This window comes from Kribbibacterium absianum, assembly GCF_030067705.1.
GTDB lineage: Bacteria > Actinomycetota > Coriobacteriia > Coriobacteriales > Atopobiaceae > Kribbibacterium > Kribbibacterium absianum.
Genome location: NZ_JASJEX010000002.1, coordinates 455,833 through 473,627 on the forward strand (window position 1 = coordinate 455,833; position 17,795 = coordinate 473,627).

Consider the following 17,795-nt stretch of genomic DNA (forward strand, 5'->3'; position numbering starts at 1 on the left):
TGCAAAAACGCTCCGTCCCCTTCTGCAGCTAGGCCTCTTGGCGCGCGGGCTTCTCCGTTGCGCGCGGCATCGGGCGGAACAGCTGGATGATGATGCCGGCCAGGCACAGGATCGCCACCACGGTCCAGAACCCGAAGTTCCCCAGCGCGAACAGCTCCCACAGCTGGTTGATGATGAGGCCCACGACCCAGCCGAAGCCGCACTGGTAGGCGATAGCGGCCCAGAACCACTTGGTGTCCGCCATCTGGCGGCGGATGGTGCCGATGGCCGCGAAGCACGGGGCGTCAAGCATGTTGAACGCCACAAAAGCGAGCATCGCACCGAGGGACAGCGTGCCGCCCACGGTGAACATCTGCGCGAACGTGGCCCAGAGGAGCGCGGAGCCCTCGCCGACCTCGCCGAGACCGAAGAGCACGCCAAAGGTGGACACGAGGTTCTCCTTGGCGATGAGCGCGGAGAGCGAGCACGCGGCGGCCTGCCAGGTGCCAAAGCCGAGCGGCGCGAAGATCCAGGCGATCGCGTTGCCCACGCCGGCGAGCATCGACCAGTTCATGTAGTTCTCGGGCGCGTCGGCCATCTCGGGCAGGAACCCGAAGGCGCCAGAGCCGCTGTCCCAGCCGGCCACGCCGAAGTTGGACAGGAACCACACGCCCACGCAGGCCACGAAGATGATCGTGCCGGCCTTGCGGATGAACGCCCAGACGCGCTCCCACACGTGGAGCAGGTAGCTCTTGAGGGCCGGGAGGTGGTACGCGGGCAGCTCCATCACGAACGGCGCCGGCTCGCCCGCGAAGGGCTTGGTCTTCTTGAGCATGATCGCGGAGACGATCACCGCAGCGAGGCCGAGGAAGTAGAAGAACGGGGCGATCCACCAGCCCTCGGTGCCGCCGATCAACACGCCCATGAGCAGGGCGATGATCGGGGTCTTGGCGCCGCAGGGGATCATCGTGGTGAGCATGACGGTCATGCGGCGGTCGCGGTCGTTCTCGATGGTCTTGGTGGCCATGATGCCGGGGACGCCGCAGCCGGAGCTCACGAGCAGCGGGATGAAGGACTTGCCCGAGAGGCCGAAGCGGCGGAACGCGCGGTCCATGACGAAGGCCACGCGGCTCATGTAGCCGCAGTCCTCGAGGAAGCAGAGGAGCAGGAAGAGCACGATCATCTGCGGCACGAAGCCGAGGATGGAGCCCACGCCGCCGACGATGCCGTCGAGCACGAGGGACTTCACCAGCTCGGAGGCGCCGGCGTCGTCGAGCCAGCCCTCCACCACCACCGGCACGCCGGGCACGTAGACGCCGTACTCGCCGGGGATGGGCTCCTCGGCGTTGGCGGCCGCAAGGAAGGCCTCGGCGTCGATGGTGTCGTGGTACGCGAGGGTCTGGCCGTCGGAGAGGAGCGGGTCGTCCTCGGCGTCGGTGAGGACCACGTTGCCCTCGGAGTCGAGGAAGTTGCCGTCGGCGTCGTGCAGCGGGGCGTCGGGGACGGTCACACCGGCCGCGCTCGCGGCCTCGGCAAAGGCCTGGACGCGCGCGGCGTCCCCGCTCTCGATGGCCTCGGCGACGCCGTCGGTGTCAACGCCGGCGGCGTCGGCTGCGGCGAGGTACTCGTCGACCACGGTGCCGTAGTCCTCGTCGTCGTAGGCGCCCTGGGCCTCCTCGTAGGACTGGGCGGCGGCCGGTGAGAGGAACCAGCCGTCGCCGAAGAGCCCGTCGTTGGCCCAGTCGGTGCCCCAGGTGCCCACCGTGGAGACGGCCAGGTAGTACACGAGCACCATCACACACACAAAGATGGGGAGGCCGAGGATGCGGTTCGTGACCACCCGGTCGATCTTTTCGGAGGTGGTGAGGGCCTTGGGCGCCTTGACGACGCAGCGGCGCATCACGCCCTCGATCCAGTCGTAGCGCTCGGTGGTGATGATGGACTCGGCGTCGTCGTCCAGCTCGGCCTCGACGCCGGCACGGATGGTGCCGATGGCGGCGAGCGACGCGGCCGGGAGGCCGAGGGTGTCGAGGGCCTTCTCGTCGCCCTCGAAGGCCTTGATGGCGAACCAGCGCTCGGGCTGGCCGGCGGAAAGGTGCGGCTTGAGGACGTCGGCGGTCTCTTGGATGGCCTTCTCGACGCGCGGCGAGAACACCCGGGGCGCCCGGCCCGTTCTTCCTGTCGTTGCGAGACTCTCGGCCGTGCCCATGAGCTGGTCGAGCCCCTGGGAGCGGAGCGCGGAGCCCTTGACGACGGGGCAGCCGAGCTCGCTGCTCAGGGCGTCGACGTCCAGCTGGTCGCCGCTCTTCTCGAGCAGGTCGCACATGTTGAGCCCGACGACGGTGGGGAGGCCGCACTCGAGCACCTGCGTGGTGAGGTAGAGGTTGCGCTCGAGGTTGGTGACGTCCACGAGGTCGATGACGGCGGACGGTCGGTCCTTTACGAGGTGGTCGCGGCTGACGACCTCTTCAGGGGAGTAGGGCGAGAGCGAGTAGATGCCCGGCAGGTCCGTGATCACGACGTCCTTGTTCTTGCGCCACGGGGCCTCGAGCTTCTCCACGGTGACGCCGGGCCAGTTGCCCACGTAGCCGTTGGAGCCGGTGAGCTGGTTGAAGAGGGTGGTCTTGCCGCAGTTGGGGTTGCCGGCAAGGGCAATGGTGATGGCCATGGTTCTCCCTTTTTTGTCGGTGCTGAGGTGTGGTCCCACCTCTGCCCGCGTCTGGTCGCGTTGTGTTCGACGCGGGCCTACGAGTCAGAACCCGTCGGGTGCTGACTCATTGACTGACCTCGATGGTTGCGGCGTCCGCCTTGCGCAGCGACAGCTCGTAGCCGCGCACGGCCAGTTCGAGCGGGTCGCCCAGCGGTGCGACCTTGATCACGGTGACGCGCGTGCCCCGCGTGATGCCCATGTCCATGATCCGGCGCTTGACCGCGCCGTCGCCCGTGAGCTTCACGACGGTGCACTCACCGCCGATCGGGACCTCTGCCAGTGTCATGTCTGCTCCCTTTCTCTCAAGCGGCGGGTTCGGTACGATGCCGCAGATTGACGTGGTGCTGTGTGACGCATGGGCGCGAAAAGCCCGGCGCCTTGGGGAGCACCGGGCTAGGCAGGAAAGAGCACGAACGTTATTGGGTGGAGATGCGCTTGGCGGTGTCGCGGTCGAGTCCCAGCTGGCATCCCTTGACGCGGACGATCGTGCCCGAGGCGCCCTGGCTCACGACCTCCACGACGGCGCCGGGGACGAAGCCAAGCTCCGCCAGGTGGCGCGTGAAGTCCTCGCGGCCACGCACGCGGGTCACGGTCACGGCGTCGCCGGCGCGGGCCATCGAGAGGGGCAGGCCGGCGCCGGGTCGGGGTGTCGTCGCGTGTCGAGAGGTGCTCCGGGTCCGCTCTGCTGCCATCAGTGCCACTGCCATGGCGGGTCATCTCCGAAGAGTTGGCGTTGGTAAACTGATGGCATTCTCGCCCCGTCGAAGGGAGTCTGTCAACCTCGGGTTACTTTTGCGAGTGAAAACCTCCCAGGATGCGTGGCACTCTCGGCGGAAACCTACTGGGGTGCCACGCACCCTGGGAGGTTAGGCCTCGACGCGGATGGCGGAGCCTTGCTCGGAGGCCGTGACCACGATCTGCTTGTCGATGGCCTCGCGCATGGCCGGCACGTGGCTGATCGCGCCCACGAGCTTGTGGCCGCCGGTGAGCCGCATGAGCGTGGACACGGTGCGGTTGAGAGCCTCGGGGTCGAGCGTGCCGAAGCCCTCGTCCACGAAGAGGCAGTCGAGCGACACCCCGCCGGCGTGGGCCTGCACCACGTCGGAGAGCCCGAGCGCCAACGCGAGCGACGCCTCGAAGCTCTCGCCACCGGAGAGCGTCCCGGCGCTCCGCACCTTGCCGGTGTACGCGTCTTTCACGCTGATCGCGAGTCCGGAACCGGAGCCGCCGGCCTCGGGGTCGTAACGCACGAGCTCGTAGCGCCCAGCGCTCATGGCCCGGTACCGCTGGTTGGCGGCGGCGAGCACTTGGTCGAGACGGTGCATCTGCAGGTAGGCCTCGAACGTCACCTTGCCGAGCTTGCCCGTGCGGTTCGTGGCCGCGCAGAGGGCCGAGAGGTCTCGGGCGCGCTCCTCCAACTCGGCCTGGTCTCGGGCCACGGCGCGCAGTTCTGCGGCACATTGGCGGTTCACGTTGAGACGACCGGCCACGGCCGTGCGGAGGTCGTCGTTCGCCTGTTTCGCGGCGGCGATCCGGGCGCTCTCGCTGCGAAGGTCCCCGGCGTCGAGCTGTGGCAGCTCCTGGAGGCGCCTCGCCAGCCCGTCGCGCCGTCCGATGAGGCGCGAGCGCTCCTCGTTGATGGCCTGAAGGCGTTGCTCTGCCTGACGCGCCGCCGTCTCCAAGGCGGCGAGCTCGGCCTCTTTTGCCTCGAGCGCGGCGCGGGCCTCCTCCTCCGTCTCGTGGGCGAGGCCCGCCCGCAGGGACGAGACCCGCTCGGCGGCCACATCGAGCGCCCGGCGCTTCTCGGCGCGCCGGTCCCGGAGGCCCCGGAGCGCGTCCTGGTGTTGGCTCAGGCTCTCGTGCGCGCGGGTGAGCCGCTGCTGCAGATCCTCGATGCGCGCGATGGCGGCGTCCGCCTCGCGGGTGCGCTGCTCGGCGGCGCGCTGCTCCTCGCGGGTCTCGGCGAGGGCCTTCTCCAGCGCCGACCGCGCGCCCTCGCGTGCGACGAGCTCTTCCAAAGCCCTGGTCGCAGCCTCGAGCGCCGTCTGCGCTTGGCCACTCGTCACCGCCGCGCGGGAACTGGCCTGTTCGGCGGCGCTCATTGCCCGCTCGGCGTCACGCACGGCCTCCTCGGTGGGCACGTCGTGCGCCATCGGCGCCGGGCGCGGATGCTCCCGAGAGCCGCACACCGGGCAGGCCGTGCCGGGTGCGAGCGCCTGCGCCAGCCGGCCCGCCGCGCCGTCGTCGAAGGCCCGTTTTGCGGCCCGATAGGCGTTGGCGGCCCGATCCGCCTGCAGTCGAGCAGCGGCGTACGCGTTCGCGGCGTTCTGTGCGTCCGCCCGCGCCGTCCGCTCCTCGTCCGAGAGGCCCGCCTCCTGCGCAAGGAGCCCTTCGAGGCGCTCGCGCTGTTCGGTCACTCGTCGCATCACTTCCGGTGCCTGAGCGCGCCATTGTCGTGCGTCCCGCTCGGCGTCGGCGTTCACGTCGGTCTCGCGGAGCCGCGTCTCGAGGTCCTCGACCGTGCGGGCCTCGACGCCTGCGGCCTCGGCCTCCTGGGTCTCCTGCGCCGCCAACGCCTCGAGAACCTCTCGCGCCTGGTCCCTTTCGGCCGTGGCCTGCGTCAGCGCGGCGTAGGACCCGAGCGCGTTCTTCTCCACGGCGACGGCGTCGCGCAGCTTCTGGGCCAGGGGCCTCTGGGCGGCGCACCGTTCCACAGCCGCACGGGCCTCGGCCTGTCGCGGCTCCAGCGCGCGCAGCTGCTCCACCGCCGTCGCATGCTCGCGCTCGCTCTTTTCGCGCTCGGCGACCTGTGCCGTCGCCGCCGCCACGCGCTCCCGCTCCCGGCCGATACGCTCGTCCTCCGCTTGCGCGCGCCGCTCCTCGGATTCGTCGTGCTCGATCAAGGTGTCCAGGCACGCTGCCGCCTGTTCGGGTCGGGTGCCCTGAGACTCGAGCCAGCCGCTCAGCTCCGTCGCCGCCTCGGGCGCGGCGCCCTCCTCATCTGCCAACGTCGGATCAACGACGGCACGTCGGGCTGCTGCAAGCCCGCGCTCCCGGACGGCCGCGCTCTCGGCGGCCAGCGCGCGTTCACGCCGACCGAGCGCCTGCTGCAGGTCCTGGGCCCACCCCGTTTGGAACAGCTGACGGAAGAGCCCCACGCGCTCGCTGCTCGACGCCTTGAGGAGCCGCTGGAAGTCGCCCTGGGCGATCATCACGATCTGGGCGAACTCGTCCCGATCGAGCCCCAACAGCTCGGCCACCGCGAGGTCGGCCCTTCGGGTGGAGGTGATGACGGAGCCATCCGGCAGCGTGAGCGTGACGCCGGCCTCTTGCTTGGCGAGCTCCCCTTTCTTGCGCTTGTGGGGGCGCCAGTACGTGGGGTTGCGCTCAATGGTGTATGTGTTGCCGCGCAGCTCGAACGTGAGGCGCACAAAGGTGGGCGTGTCGGGTTCTGCGTGGTCCGAGCGGAGCGACGCCCTGTCACGGCCGGGCGTCGCGCCCTCTCCGTAGAGGGCGTACGCGATCGCGTCGAAGATCGTGGACTTGCCCGCGCCGGTGTCGCCGGTCACGAGATAGAGCCCTTCGGTGCCGAGGCGAGAGAAGTCGACGGTCTCCTCGCCCGCGTAGGGACCGAAGCCGCAGATGGTGAGCGTGGTCGGGCGCATCAGGCCTCCCGGGAAAGGTCGTCGAGCACGGAGCGGAGCAGGGCGAGCTGCGGCTCGGTGATCTCCGTGCCGGTCTGGGCCCTGAAGAAGTCGCAGAAGAGCTCGTCCCTGCCCTTGTCCTCGCTGGGGGGCGCCTCCGAGGGCTGCGAGCTGGCTGCGGTCTCCGACCCCAGGTAACAGAAGCCGAGCACGTTGGGGTAGGCGTCGCGGAGCGCCGCCATGGGGCCGAGCAGCGGCGTCTGATCCGTGAGCTGGGCGTACACGTAGTCCTCGGCGTTTGCTGCGGACACCACCTCGTCGGAGACCAGCTCGTCGAGCGGCCCCGTGACCACTCGGAGGTCGTGGAGAGGCTCGAGGGGCACGAGGCGCGTCGCGATGGGCGCAAGACCGTCCGTGGGTTTGGGCCCGATGTCCACGATGGGCATCGTCTTGGGCGTGCCCGCTTCGCTCGTGGAGTACTTGAGCGGGGACCCGGCGTAGCGCATGCGCTCGCTGCGCACGCGCTGCGGACGGTGCAGGTGCCCGAGCGCGACGTACTCGAATCCGTCGAAGATTCTCGCGTCCACGTTGTCGAGGCCGCCGACCACCACCTCGCTCTCCGAGCGCTCCGGCCCCACCCCGCCGTCGGTCACGAACTGGTGGGCGAGCAGCACGTTGCGGGTTCCGGGCTTCAGCGGCATCGCGGACACGGCTGCTGCGAGTGCCTCCGTGTAGCTGGCCACGTCGACGCCAAGCGCTCGGCGCACCTCGGGTGGCCGTACGAAGGGCATGGGCCACACGGCGACAGGGCCGTGCTCGTCCTCCAGCAGAATGGGTTCGATGGGTTGTGTGTAGGCGCCCATCACGTGAATGCCCTGTTGGGCCAGCGGGTCGCTCGCGTAGCTCACGTGCTCTGCGGAGTCGTGGTTGCCCGGGATGCATACGGTCTCGATGCCGGCCGCTGCCAGTTCCGAGAAGAACCGGCTCACCGTGCTCACGGCCGCAGGGGAGGGCTGGCGCGAGTCATAGAGGTCGCCGGCAATGAGGAGCGCCTGGACCTGTTCGGCGACGCAGGTCTCCGCCACTTCGTGCAGCACGTGGGCGAGGTCCGTCGCAAGGTCGTGACCGTGCAGGCGTTTGCCGGCGTGGATGTCGGCGATGTGGGCGATGCGCATAGGGGCTCCTAGTCGGCTTCGGTGCCTGCTGCGTGATAGGTGGTCGAGCGTCCGCCGCCGCTCCGGACGGCCAGGCCCATCGCGCAGAGCGTCGCCAACGTCTTGCTCGCGGTGGAAGGCGCGAAGCCGGTGGCGGCGGCCACCCGGGCTCTCGTCGAGGGCCCCTCGGTGACGAGGCACGTGAGAACCCGCCGTTCTGTTGGGGTCAGGTTCGGCTGGTCGTAGGCGGGCAGGTGTACCGTGACGGCACTGTCCCCGAACTCGAACATCGGATTGGCGAGGGAGCCCTCGTACGCGGCCCTCATGCTGCGCACTCCCGACCCAAGGTTCGCAACGAGACCGAGGCGGAGGAAGACGGTGGCCAGTTCGGGGTTCCTGAGCAAAGAAGGCGCGCCGGCCAGGTAGCTGCCCATCGTCATGCCGCTCGGCAACTCGCCCGGGGACGTCACGGTCACCCCGTGCTCGTCCATCGTGACCACGACGGGCTCGGGGAGAAGCCAGTCCCGCTGCGCGAGCGCCGTGGCCACGGCCGAGCGGAACGCCGGCAGGGGAACCACCTCGACGGTCTCGAGCTGGCCGTCGCCGGTCACGCGCTCGCGCACGTAGAGGTCGCGGTGCCACGCCTCGGCCCGTTCGAGTGCCTCAAGCACCGAGACCCCCTGCAGGCGCTCCCTTTTGACAATCTCGTTGTGATCGCGTCCGTACCGGACGAGCTCCATCACGGGAAAGCCGTTCTCGTCGGCCAGGAGGGCTGCGGCATTGTCGTAGCCGCGCCCATCCTGATAAAGGCCGAGCGCGCGGAGGGTGTCGGCGTTGAACCCGGCAAGCCCGAGCCCCTCAATCAGCGCTGCTCCAAGCCGATGGAACGTGAGGTCCTGACGCTCGGAGGGCAGGCGGTCGAAGGTGATGTCGAGGCCTTGGAGCTCCAGGCGAACACGCTCGGTCTGGTCGACCTCGATGGCCGCCGTACCCGACTGCCGGTAGGCCTTGGCGCGATAGAGGTAGGGGGTCGCGGGGCCAGGGGCCACGCGAACGACGGCCGCGCCCCTCTCGGGGTCCGTCTGGACCGAGAGCAAAGGGCGCGGCTCGATGGAGCCGTTGACAGCGTTCTCGATGGCCAGCACCAGCTCGTCCAGGTCGGGTGGCCTCTCGGTGTCTTCGGCGGTGATCTCCAGGGTGCCGCCACGGCAGTTCGAGAGGGCGCAGGCCATCTTCAGCCATTCGCTCTCTTCGCTGCTTTTGTACTCGAGCACGGGGCTACCTCGGCGAGCCATGACACCTCCGCCGATTACGTCTCACGTCGCGAGGTAAGAATAACAGATTCTTACCACTAGTAGAGATGCAAATAGGGTATTCTTACCTCGCGAGCCAATGGCCGCGTCACAGCAGCACCGCCAGCAGGAAGACCAAGAGGCCGACGCCCGCGCACGCGGCGGCCGCCCAGAACTTGCGGTCGACGGGGGCCATGGCGAGACCGGCCTGGATGCGACGGTCGTCGGGTTTCTCGGCGACGGCCTCGCGCCAGACTGCGCGCAGCAGGAACCACAGGCCCACGGCCACGCCGGCGCCGAGGAGAGCCGGCCACACCCGTGCGAGGAACGCGCCGAGGGCTTCCAGCGCGGCGCCGACCACGCCGATGCCGAGAATCAACGCGAAGCAGCCGAAGCATCCCCAGTCGTTGTCGTCGGACATGGTGCCCCCTTCTCGTTAGTGATGCTGATTTCCCTTGAGTGCGGGCGCTATCCTTTGAAAGTGAGCTTAACAGGACGGATGAGAGGAGCAGTATGGATCGGAACGCGAGACGTGCGGTGGCGCTGCCCGCGCCGACGCAGGCGTGGGCCGTGGGTGCCGCAGTTGCTGCGGCCGTTGCATTGCCCCAGGTGGTGCACCTTGTGGCCGGTGCGTTGGGGCTCGGCGCGTCCCTTGGCTCCGTGTGGCTGCCGATGCACCTGCCGGTGTTGCTCGTGGGCTTCTTGGCGGGGCCGGTCGCGGGCGTGGCGGCGGGCGTGCTGTCGCCGCTGGCGAGCTTTGCCGTGACGGGCATGCCGGCCGTGGCGATCCTGCCCGTGATGGTGGTGGAGCTGGCTTGCTACGGGGCAGTGGCGGGGCTCGTGCGTGAGTCCCGGTTGCCAGTGGTGGTGCAGGTGCTGCTCGTGCAGCTGAGCGGCCGCGCGTTGGTGGTGCTGCTCGGGCTCGTGCCGCTGGCGGCCGAGGTTGCAGCGACCGCGACCGGCCTGCCGGGCATCGTCGTGCAGTTGGTCACGATTCCGCTGGTGCTGTCGGCGGTGCGCCGGCGCGACGAGCGCGCGTAGCGGCGTCCGGAGAAAGGAGCACCCAGTGGCCCAAGAAAAACCGGTTCCCGGCACCGGCGGCGACGTGTACGCGCCCCCCGAGGAGCGCACCGGCGAGCCGTCGACCGTCTATTTCACGCGCGATCTCTCGGCCGAGGGGCTGCGCAAGGTCTATCGCGCGGTGTCCGGCCCCGTGCGCGGCCGCGTTGCGGTGAAGCTGCACACGGGCGAGAAGGACGGCCCCAACATCATCCCTCGCGAGTGGGTCGCGGAGCTGTTCGCGAACGAGCTGGCGGCGGACGACCTGGAGCCATCCATCGTTGAGACCAACACCTATTACCAGGGCGATCGGTACACCACAGAGCAGCACCGCGAGACCATCGCCCACAACGGCTGGACCTTCGCGCCGGTCGACATCCTTGACGAGGACGGCACCGTGAGCTGGCCCGTCGAGGGCGGCAAATGGCGCGACGACATCTCGATGGGGAGCCATCTGGCGGAGTACGACTCGCTCGTGGCGCTGACGCACTTCAAGGGCCACACGCAGGGTGGCTTTGGCGGTTCCAACAAGAACCTCGGCATCGGGTGCGCCGACGGCCGCGTGGGCAAGGCGCAGATCCACACGACGCCCGGCCAGGACAATCAGTGGGACATCGCCGCCGAGGAGTTCATGGAGCGCATGACCGAGAGCACCAAGGCCACGTGCGACCACTTCGCGGGCGCGATCACGTTCGTCAACGTGATGCGCAACATGTCCGTGAGCTGCGACTGCGAGGGCACGGCGGCGATGCCGGTGGTGACGCCGAACGTCGGGATCCTCGCGAGCGAGGACGTCTGCGCGCTCGATCAGGCCTGCGTGGACCTCGTGTACGCAATGAAGCCGGAGGACAACCATGACCTAGTGGAGCGCATCGAGACGCGGCACGGCCTGAGGCAGCTCTCGTACATGGAGGAGCTGGGCATGGGCAGCCGTGTGTACACGTTGGTTGATCTAGACAACGAGGGCGAGCCGGTGAGCTGCGCTGACGCCGTGGCGCACGTGGTGCCGTTCCAAGGTTAGGGACTCTCGGCACGTGGAGCAGGAGGTCGGCAGATCGGCGCGCGCTTCTCAGATCACGGCGAGGCCTTGGCCCGTTCTTCCTGCTGTTTCGTGGAACAGCAGGAAGAACGGCATGCCCGCGTTGTGGCGGGTCGCTTCACCCATCACGTACGACGGGGCTAGTACTTGTCGGCCATATCCTGGCCCAGGATCACCACCACTGCGGGGTCGAAGCCCTCGGGTGTCCCGCTCGGCGCGGCCGTCAGCACGCCCGTCACTGAGAGACCCAGGCGGTCCGCCACTGCAAGTGCGAGTCCTTGGTTGCCGTTGCCCACCGCGAGGACCTCGGTCGTCGAGTGGTCAAAGGTGTCCGCCGACACCGCCTCGCAGGTGTAGCCGGCGCTCCGCAGCGATGTCGCCACCGACCCAGCCAGGCCGTTCACGCCCGCCCCGTTCATCACGAGCACCGTGCCGCCGGTCGCGCTGGTCGACCCGCTTGTGCCGCTCGCACCAGAGCTGCTGGAACTGCCTGTGCCGTCGTCGTTCTTGATGGCGCTCGAGGAGCCCGCGACGTCGCGCGTGAAGTCGTCGTCCTCGCTCGCGTAGGGCGACAGGCCCGCGTTCACGCGCTCCATCATCGTTCGCCACTCGTCCTCCTTGATCACGTCGTACCAACCGCCGTTGATGTACTTGGACTCGGTGGGGGTGAGGCCGCTCATCAGGTTGGTCGACGGGTCGAAGCCCCGGAAGGAGCCGGCGAGCGACAGGATGTCCGTCAGCGACAGGTCCGTGGTCACGGAGCCGGCCAGTTGGTTCACGCTTGCCGCGATGGTGGCGGGGCTGCTCGCGAGGATCTTCTTGAGGATGGCGCCGATCACCATGCGTTGGTTCGCGGTGCGGTAGTAGTCGCCGCCTCCGTAGTTGTCGTAGGCGTGGCGCGCCCGGCAGAGGGCGAGGGCCTGCTCTCCGTTGATGGTCTGCCGGCCCGCCTTGAGGTGCAGCCCGGCCAGGTCGTCGTCCAAATCGATCTTGATGTCGACGTCGATGCCGCCGATGGTGTCCACCACCTTGACGAACTCGTCGAAGTTGATCTCGGCGTAGTGCGAGATGTCCACGCCCGCCAGTTTGCTCACCATGTCCACTTCGTAGCCCGCCCCGCCGATGGTGTACGCGGCGTTGACCTTCTGCTCGCCGTGGTCGCCCATGTCCACGAGGATGTCGCGCTCGATGGAGACGAGCGTCACCTCCTTGCTGGCGGGGTCGATGCGCGCGAGCATGATCGAGTCCGAGCGATAGACGCCGTCGGTGGAGCCGGTCTCCTCGCGCTCGGCGGACTTGTCGGTGCCGAGCAGCAGCATGTAGAACGGCTTGGTCACGGTGGTGCGCGTGAGCGACGAGAGCAGCCCCGAGTCCACGCCCGCGGACAGGCGCGACTGGATGGTGCCGAGGTAGATCGCGAGACCCACCACCGCGCAGGCCGCGACGACGCCGACGCCGACCAGGACGCCCTTCACGCCGCGGCGCCGCTTCTGCTGGTGCCGCTTGGTGACGTAACGGTTGGCGGAGCGCTCGCGCGAGAGCGAGGACGCGTTGGAGAGCTGTCGTTGCGGGCGGTTCTTCTGTGACAAGCTTAGATTCCTTTCGAGCCGTGTCGCAGGCTCATAGTAACGAGCGCACTCTGGGCGGTGGCCTTCTGCACAAGAAGCGCTCCAAACCGAACGCCTGGATCGAGTGTCCTGTCATTACGCTGATTTCAGTCGCTTGGGCCTTCTGTTGGAGCTTTGGGCTCGGCCGCTCCCGAGGAGACTGATAACGCGCGAGCGTTTACCATGGACAGCGTTCAGTCAGCTTGAAGCATCGTGCTGAGCTGCCGAGCCGCCCCTATCCGGAGGGCTGACCGATTGGCCCTCCGTCTCATCTGCCGTCCCCGCGCGCCTCGCGGGTTCCTCAGTCTGGAGAGGACGAGTGAAGCAAAAGCCCGATATCCAGGAGCCGCAGACCCCCGACCTGAGCCGCGACAGCGCTCAGGAGCACTACGGCGCCAAGCTCAAGAAGCGGCGCCTCAGGAAGGGCGTCAAGGTGGCGCTCATTGCCGTGGCCGTTGTGGCCGTGGGCGTCATCGCCGGACTCGCCTGGTACCTCAACGACGTCCAGTCGCGCCTCAACAAGGGTGTCGACGGCAATCTCTTGCAGGCGCTCACGCAGCAGACCTCGAAGGAGGACCCGTTCTACATGCTGCTGCTCGGCGTGGACAAGTCCGAGGAGCGCGCGGAGAGCGACGAGTACGGCAAGGACGACTCCTACTACCGCAGCGACTCCATCATGTTGGCGCGCATCGACCCGCAGACGCCGCAGGTGACGCTCGTCTCGATACATCGCGACACGCTGGTCGACCTCGGCGAGCATGGCCAGCAAAAGATCAACGCGGCCTACTCGTTCGGCGGCCCGAGCTACGCCGTGGACGTGGTCAGCGAGTTCGCCGGCGTGCCCATCTCGCATTACGCCGAGATCGATTTCGACCACTTCGCCGAGATTGTGGACACGCTGGGCGGCATCGAGGTGGATGTGCCCATCGACATCAACGACCCGATGGCCGGCGAGCCCATCAAGGCCGGCCGGCAGACCCTCAACGGCCAGCAGGCGCTCACGCTCTGCCGTAGCCGCCACGCCTACGACAACTACGGCGACGGCGACCTGTACCGCGCCGCCAACCAGCGCATGGTGATCGCCGCCATCTGCAAGAAGATCCTCGCGAGCGACACGGCCACGATGACGGCGAGCATCTCGAAGCTGGCGGACTCTGTGACCACCGACCTGTCGCTCACGGACATCCTCAACCTCGCGAGCGAGATGAAGGGCATCAACATGGACACGGACGTTTACACGGGCATGGAGCCCACGACGTCCTCCTACGTGAACAACACCTGGTACGAGATCTGTGACACCGATGCGTGGCGCACGATGATGCAACGCGTGAACCAAGGCCTCTCGCCCTATGAGAGCGCCGACGACGACCCCGCAGGCGATGCGGCCGGCGGCACGACCAACGTGAAGAACGAGGGCGGCACCGCCGCGACCGACTCTACGGCGGGCGCGGGCAGCGTGGCCAACACGTCGGACGACGACTTGAAGAGAGACCAGACCGGAACCGTCGAGGTGTTGAACGCCGCCGGCGTGGACGGTCTGGCCGGGCGTGTGTCGCAGAGCCTCGCGACCTACGGGTGGGCCACGAACGCCGGCACCGCGGTGAACCACTACGACACAACGGCGGTGGTGTACTTCGACGAGAGCCAAAAGGCCAACGCGGAGGCCGTGGCGAAGGCGCTCGGCGGCGAGGTGCGGGTGCTGAACGGCACGGGGACGTACACGGACAACGGTGCGGATGTGCTCGTGGTGCTCGGCACCGACATGGTGGACTACGAGTAACGCCGGCCCGTCTCTCGTTCTTCCTGCTGTTGCGAGAGGCCCGTTCTTTCTGTTGTTTCGAGAGGTTCGTTCTTCCTGCCGTTTTGAGAGGCCGGGCGCCCCCTTGTTGGTGGGGCGCCCGGCCTTTTGCATGGGGCTGCGCGTGGCATCCGATGCGGCGCCTGGGGCGCAGGTACGAAACGACAGGAAAAACGGGGCAGCCTGTGGAGGCTGCCCCGTGCACGCTTTGGCATGAAGAACGATGTGCGCGTTTTGGCAGGAAGAACGATTGGCCGCTGCTACGCCAGCTCCACCTGCGGCTGCAGCTCCACCACCAGCTGCGCCGGGGCCGGCTGCGTGCCCGTCATCATCGCGTTCGCGGACCCCGTCGCGGTCGCCAGGATCATCGTGTCCTGCGGGCTCAGGCCTCGCTGGTTCGCGAGCGCCAGCGCCGCCACCACCGAGTCGCCGCAGCCCACGGTCGAGCCCACCTTCACCTTGGGGCTCCGCGCGAGCACCACGGCACCGTCGTCCACGAGCGCCGCGCCGTCGCCGCCGCGCGACACCACGACGCGCTCGATGCCCTGCGCCACCAGCTCGCGCGCGGCTTCCACGACCTTCTCGTCGGTGTCCAGCTTGCGGCCGAGCATGGCGCCCAGCTCGATCTCGTTCGGCTTCACCAGCGACGGCGCCGCCTCCAGCGCCAGCGTGAACGCCTCGCCGTCCGCGTCCACGAAGACCTTCGCGCCGGCCTCCTTGAGCGCGAGCGTCCAGGTACGGTACGTGTCCGCAGGCGCGCCCTTGGGCAGGCTGCCGGACAGCACCACCACGTCACCCTCCTCGACGGTGTCCGAGAGCACGGCGAGCATGTCGTCCAGCGTCTGACGGCCCACGGTGGGGCCCGGCTCGTTGACGTCGGTGTTGGTGTGCCGCACCTCGTCGACGATCTTGGTGTTGGTGCGCGTCTCGCCCACGACCTCGAACGCCCAGCAGTCCACGCCCGCCTCGGCCAGCATCTCTTGGATGTGCGCGCCGGTTGCTCCGCCGAGCAGCGCGAGCGCCCGCGAGTCCCCGCCGAGCGCACGGATCACCTTGGACACGTTGATGCCCTTGCCGCCCGGGTCCTCGCGGTGCGTGCGCACGCGGTTGACGGAGTCCAGCTCGAAATCATCCACGTAGACGGTCTTGTCGAGCGCGGGGTTGAGGGTGACGGTGTAGATCACGGTGCTCTCCTTTGCTGACCGATGACTGAACCCGCATTGAAACCAGAGTAGAACCGCAGCGACCGCTGTCAATGAGTCAAAACCCGCCGGGCGCTCATTCCTACAGCACCTGGACGCCGGCGTCCCGACAGGCGTCCAGGAAGTCCTGGGGCAGCTCGCCGTCGGACACCACGACGTCCACTTGGTCCAATGCGCAGATGCCAAAGGTGTTGCGGACGTCCACCTTTGAGCTGTCCATGAGCGCGACGGTCTTCTCGGCACGGTTGATGCAGAGCCGCTTGAGGAGCGCCTCCTCGTCGGAGCCGCAGCTGAAGCCGCACTCGGGGCTGTAGCTGGTCACGCCCATGAAGAACTGGTCGAACGCAAGGCTCTCCACGTGCTGCTGCGCCCGCACGCCGTCCGTGCAGAGCGAGAAGCGGTTGATGCGGCCGCCGATGAGGAACGACTCCGCGTGGGCCCGATGCGCCAGCTCGCCCGCGACGGCCAGGCTGTTGGTGAACGCGATGAAGTGCTCGTCGGGGAGCTCTGCGGCCATGAGGGCGGTGGTGGAGCCGGAGTCGATGAAGAGGGTGGTGTTGGGCTCCACAAGCGCGGCGGCCTTGGCGGCGACGGTCTTCTTCTCGTCCACGTTGCGAACCGCGCGGAGGTCCAACAGGTCGTCCGTGCCCACGACGAACGAAACGGACCGGGCCCCGCCGTGGATGCGCACGATGCGGCGCTCCTGGTCGAGGGCCTTGAGGTCCGTGCGGATCGTCATCTCGCTCACGTGGGGGAGGGCGGCCTTGATCTGGGCGAACGAGACCGTCCCCTGTTGGTTGACCAGCGCGACGATTCTGTCGCGCCGGGCGAGCATCTCTTGCGTCATCGCGCGCTTCCCCACGGTCGCGTCCCTCCCTTTTGCGTTTCGAAAGGCGGGACTTATCGTATCGCTACTGCCGAGGCGTTAGCCCCAGTGGCTCAGCAGGTACTGCTCCGCCTCGGCGCACCAGAGGCCGCGGTTCGCGTCGACGATGTCCGCCAGCTCGCCGTAGCGCGGGTCCTCGCCGGCCTTGGAGCGCAGGTCGTCGAGCGCCACGAGCGGCATGTCGATCGGCGGGTAGATGAGCTTCTTGCCGCCGGGGATCTTCGGCAGGTTAAGCGTGGCCTCGGCCGCCGCGTCCAGGCCGCCCACGTGGGTCACCATGACGGCCGGGTCGATGCGCCCCTGCGCGCAAAGGTCGAGCGACTCCTCCATGTCGGCCGTGTTGCCGCCGGTGGTGCCCATCACGTGCGTCGAGTTGTAGTGCACGTCATAGAAGTTGATGGGGGCCGTGAACTCGGTGTCCGTGGGGCCGGCGAAGAAGTTGAGGCAGCCGTCGCGGCCGAGGATGTCGCTCGACAGCTTCACCACGGCGGCCACCGGCGCGTAGCAGAGCACGTCGTCGTAGCCGTGCCCGTTCGTGAGGGCGATGAGCTCTGCCGCCGGGTCGGCCATCCCGGCCGTGTTCACGAAGTGCAGGTCGATGCCCGTCTCGTCCTTCACGGTTGCGGGGTCGAAGAGCTGCGCCGCGCGGTCGAGGCGCTCCTGGTCGATGTCGTTCACCATCACGAGGCCCGGCCGGCGGTCGCAGTGGAGCGCGTAGGTCAGCGCGCCGAGGCCCATCGGGCCCGCACCTGCCGTGATGGCCAGGTTGCCGCCCTCCTTGATGCCCATGAAGTGCTCGTAGACGCCCATCTGCGTGTGATAGGCCGCGTGGAAGGCGCCGATCGAGCAGCTCATGGGCTCGGCCAGGCTCGCCTCGTAGTAGGCCTCGCCGTGGTACTTGAGCAGGCAGCCGGCGTACATGACCTCAGCGGGGAGGATGCAGTAGGTGGCGTCGCCGCCGCAGAACTCGTAGGAGTAGCCGGGCGACCACATCGTGCCCTGCCAGTTGATGGCCGGCTGGATCGTGAAGCGCATGCCCGGCTGGTACTCGTCGGCCCACTTGGCGCCCACCTCGACGATGTCGCCGGCGAACTCGTGACCCATGATCGCGGGGTGGTTCGCGAGGTCGCGGGTGCGCTTGTGGTCCTCGCCGAGGGTCGCGCACTTGTAGGTGGACATGCAGATGCTGTCCGAGACAATGCGTACGAGGATCTCGTCATCTTTGATGGCGGGGAGCTCGAACTCCTCCAGGCGCAGGTCGTTGGCTCCGTGGAGGCGGACGGCGCGGGTCTTCATGGGGAAGGTTCCTTTCACGCGAGGTTGGAACGGAGTGTTCCTGTTGAGCCAAAAGCTGATTTGTATTCTGACAACAGCTCTTCTGTTGTCAAGCAAAAGCGTGCTGTCCACAGATTTGTTGGAACAAAA

At 68.1% G+C, this 17,795-nt stretch carries 14 protein-coding genes; 3 read left to right on the forward strand and 11 right to left on the reverse strand.

From position 1 onward, the window contains the following. Positions 1 to 28: 28 nt before the first annotated feature. From feoB to QJ043_RS05025, 7 genes are all read right to left on the reverse strand, one after another. Positions 29 to 2,647, reverse strand: a complete 2,619-nt coding sequence (feoB, locus tag QJ043_RS04995; protein ID WP_283713778.1) for a ferrous iron transporter B — start codon at positions 2,645 to 2,647, stop codon at positions 29 to 31. 106 nt (positions 2,648 to 2,753) lie between these two features. After that, positions 2,754 to 2,975: a FeoA family protein gene (locus QJ043_RS05000; protein ID WP_283713777.1), complete on the reverse strand. Its 222-nt coding sequence runs from the start codon at positions 2,973 to 2,975 to the stop codon at positions 2,754 to 2,756. A gap of 130 nt (positions 2,976 to 3,105) precedes the next feature. After that, entirely contained in the window at positions 3,106 to 3,396 is a 291-nt protein-coding gene (locus QJ043_RS05005; RefSeq protein WP_283713776.1) for a FeoA family protein, read from the reverse strand. A 159-nt stretch (positions 3,397 to 3,555) separates the two neighbouring features. Then, the gene (locus QJ043_RS05010; protein ID WP_283713775.1) at positions 3,556 to 6,354 is read right to left on the reverse strand and encodes an AAA family ATPase; all 2,799 of its coding nucleotides are present in this window, start codon (positions 6,352 to 6,354) and stop codon (positions 3,556 to 3,558) included. Further along, positions 6,354 to 7,508, reverse strand: coding sequence for an exonuclease SbcCD subunit D (locus tag QJ043_RS05015; RefSeq protein ID WP_283713774.1), 1,155 nt, complete (start codon positions 7,506 to 7,508; stop codon positions 6,354 to 6,356). The genes QJ043_RS05010 and QJ043_RS05015 overlap by 1 nt, the downstream gene beginning before the upstream one ends. Positions 7,509 to 7,516: 8 nt before the next feature. Further along, positions 7,517 to 8,782: an ATP-binding protein gene (locus QJ043_RS05020; protein WP_283713773.1), complete on the reverse strand. Its 1,266-nt coding sequence runs from the start codon at positions 8,780 to 8,782 to the stop codon at positions 7,517 to 7,519. 106 nt (positions 8,783 to 8,888) lie between these two features. After that, the gene (locus QJ043_RS05025; protein WP_283713772.1) at positions 8,889 to 9,200 is read right to left on the reverse strand and encodes a hypothetical protein; all 312 of its coding nucleotides are present in this window, start codon (positions 9,198 to 9,200) and stop codon (positions 8,889 to 8,891) included. 92 nt (positions 9,201 to 9,292) lie between these two features. Here QJ043_RS05025 and QJ043_RS05030 point away from each other — a divergent pair, with 92 nt between their 5' ends. Together QJ043_RS05030 and QJ043_RS05035 are read left to right on the forward strand one after the other, a co-directional pair. Beyond that, positions 9,293 to 9,820, forward strand: a complete 528-nt coding sequence (locus QJ043_RS05030; RefSeq protein ID WP_283713771.1) for an ECF transporter S component — start codon at positions 9,293 to 9,295, stop codon at positions 9,818 to 9,820. Between the two features lie 25 nt (positions 9,821 to 9,845). Further along, positions 9,846 to 10,859: a DUF362 domain-containing protein gene (locus tag QJ043_RS05035; protein WP_283713770.1), complete on the forward strand. Its 1,014-nt coding sequence runs from the start codon at positions 9,846 to 9,848 to the stop codon at positions 10,857 to 10,859. 158 nt (positions 10,860 to 11,017) lie between these two features. Here the strand turns inward: QJ043_RS05035 and QJ043_RS05040 are convergent, their stop codons facing one another. Beyond that, a complete protein-coding gene (locus QJ043_RS05040; RefSeq protein WP_283713769.1) occupies positions 11,018 to 12,466 on the reverse strand; it encodes an LCP family protein in 1,449 nt (482 codons plus the stop codon). Positions 12,467 to 12,803: 337 nt separating this feature from the next. On the opposite strand from QJ043_RS05040, the gene QJ043_RS05045 reads away from it, so the two are divergent. Next, on the forward strand, positions 12,804 to 14,264 hold the full coding sequence (locus QJ043_RS05045) for an LCP family protein (protein WP_283713768.1): 1,461 nt from the start codon (positions 12,804 to 12,806) through the stop codon (positions 14,262 to 14,264). 278 nt (positions 14,265 to 14,542) lie between these two features. Here QJ043_RS05045 and pfkB read toward each other — a convergent pair whose 3' ends face one another. The 3 genes from pfkB to QJ043_RS05060 form a co-directional block, all read right to left on the reverse strand. Next, positions 14,543 to 15,466 carry a 1-phosphofructokinase gene (pfkB, locus tag QJ043_RS05050; protein WP_283713767.1) on the reverse strand — a complete coding sequence of 308 codons (924 nt, stop codon included), beginning with the start codon at positions 15,464 to 15,466 and terminating at the stop codon, positions 14,543 to 14,545. A 100-nt stretch (positions 15,467 to 15,566) separates the two neighbouring features. After that, positions 15,567 to 16,346, reverse strand: coding sequence for a DeoR/GlpR family DNA-binding transcription regulator (locus QJ043_RS05055; RefSeq protein WP_283713766.1), 780 nt, complete (start codon positions 16,344 to 16,346; stop codon positions 15,567 to 15,569). A gap of 63 nt (positions 16,347 to 16,409) precedes the next feature. Next, entirely contained in the window at positions 16,410 to 17,666 is a 1,257-nt protein-coding gene (locus QJ043_RS05060) for a zinc-binding dehydrogenase (protein WP_283713765.1), read from the reverse strand. Positions 17,667 to 17,795: the final 129 nt, after the last annotated feature.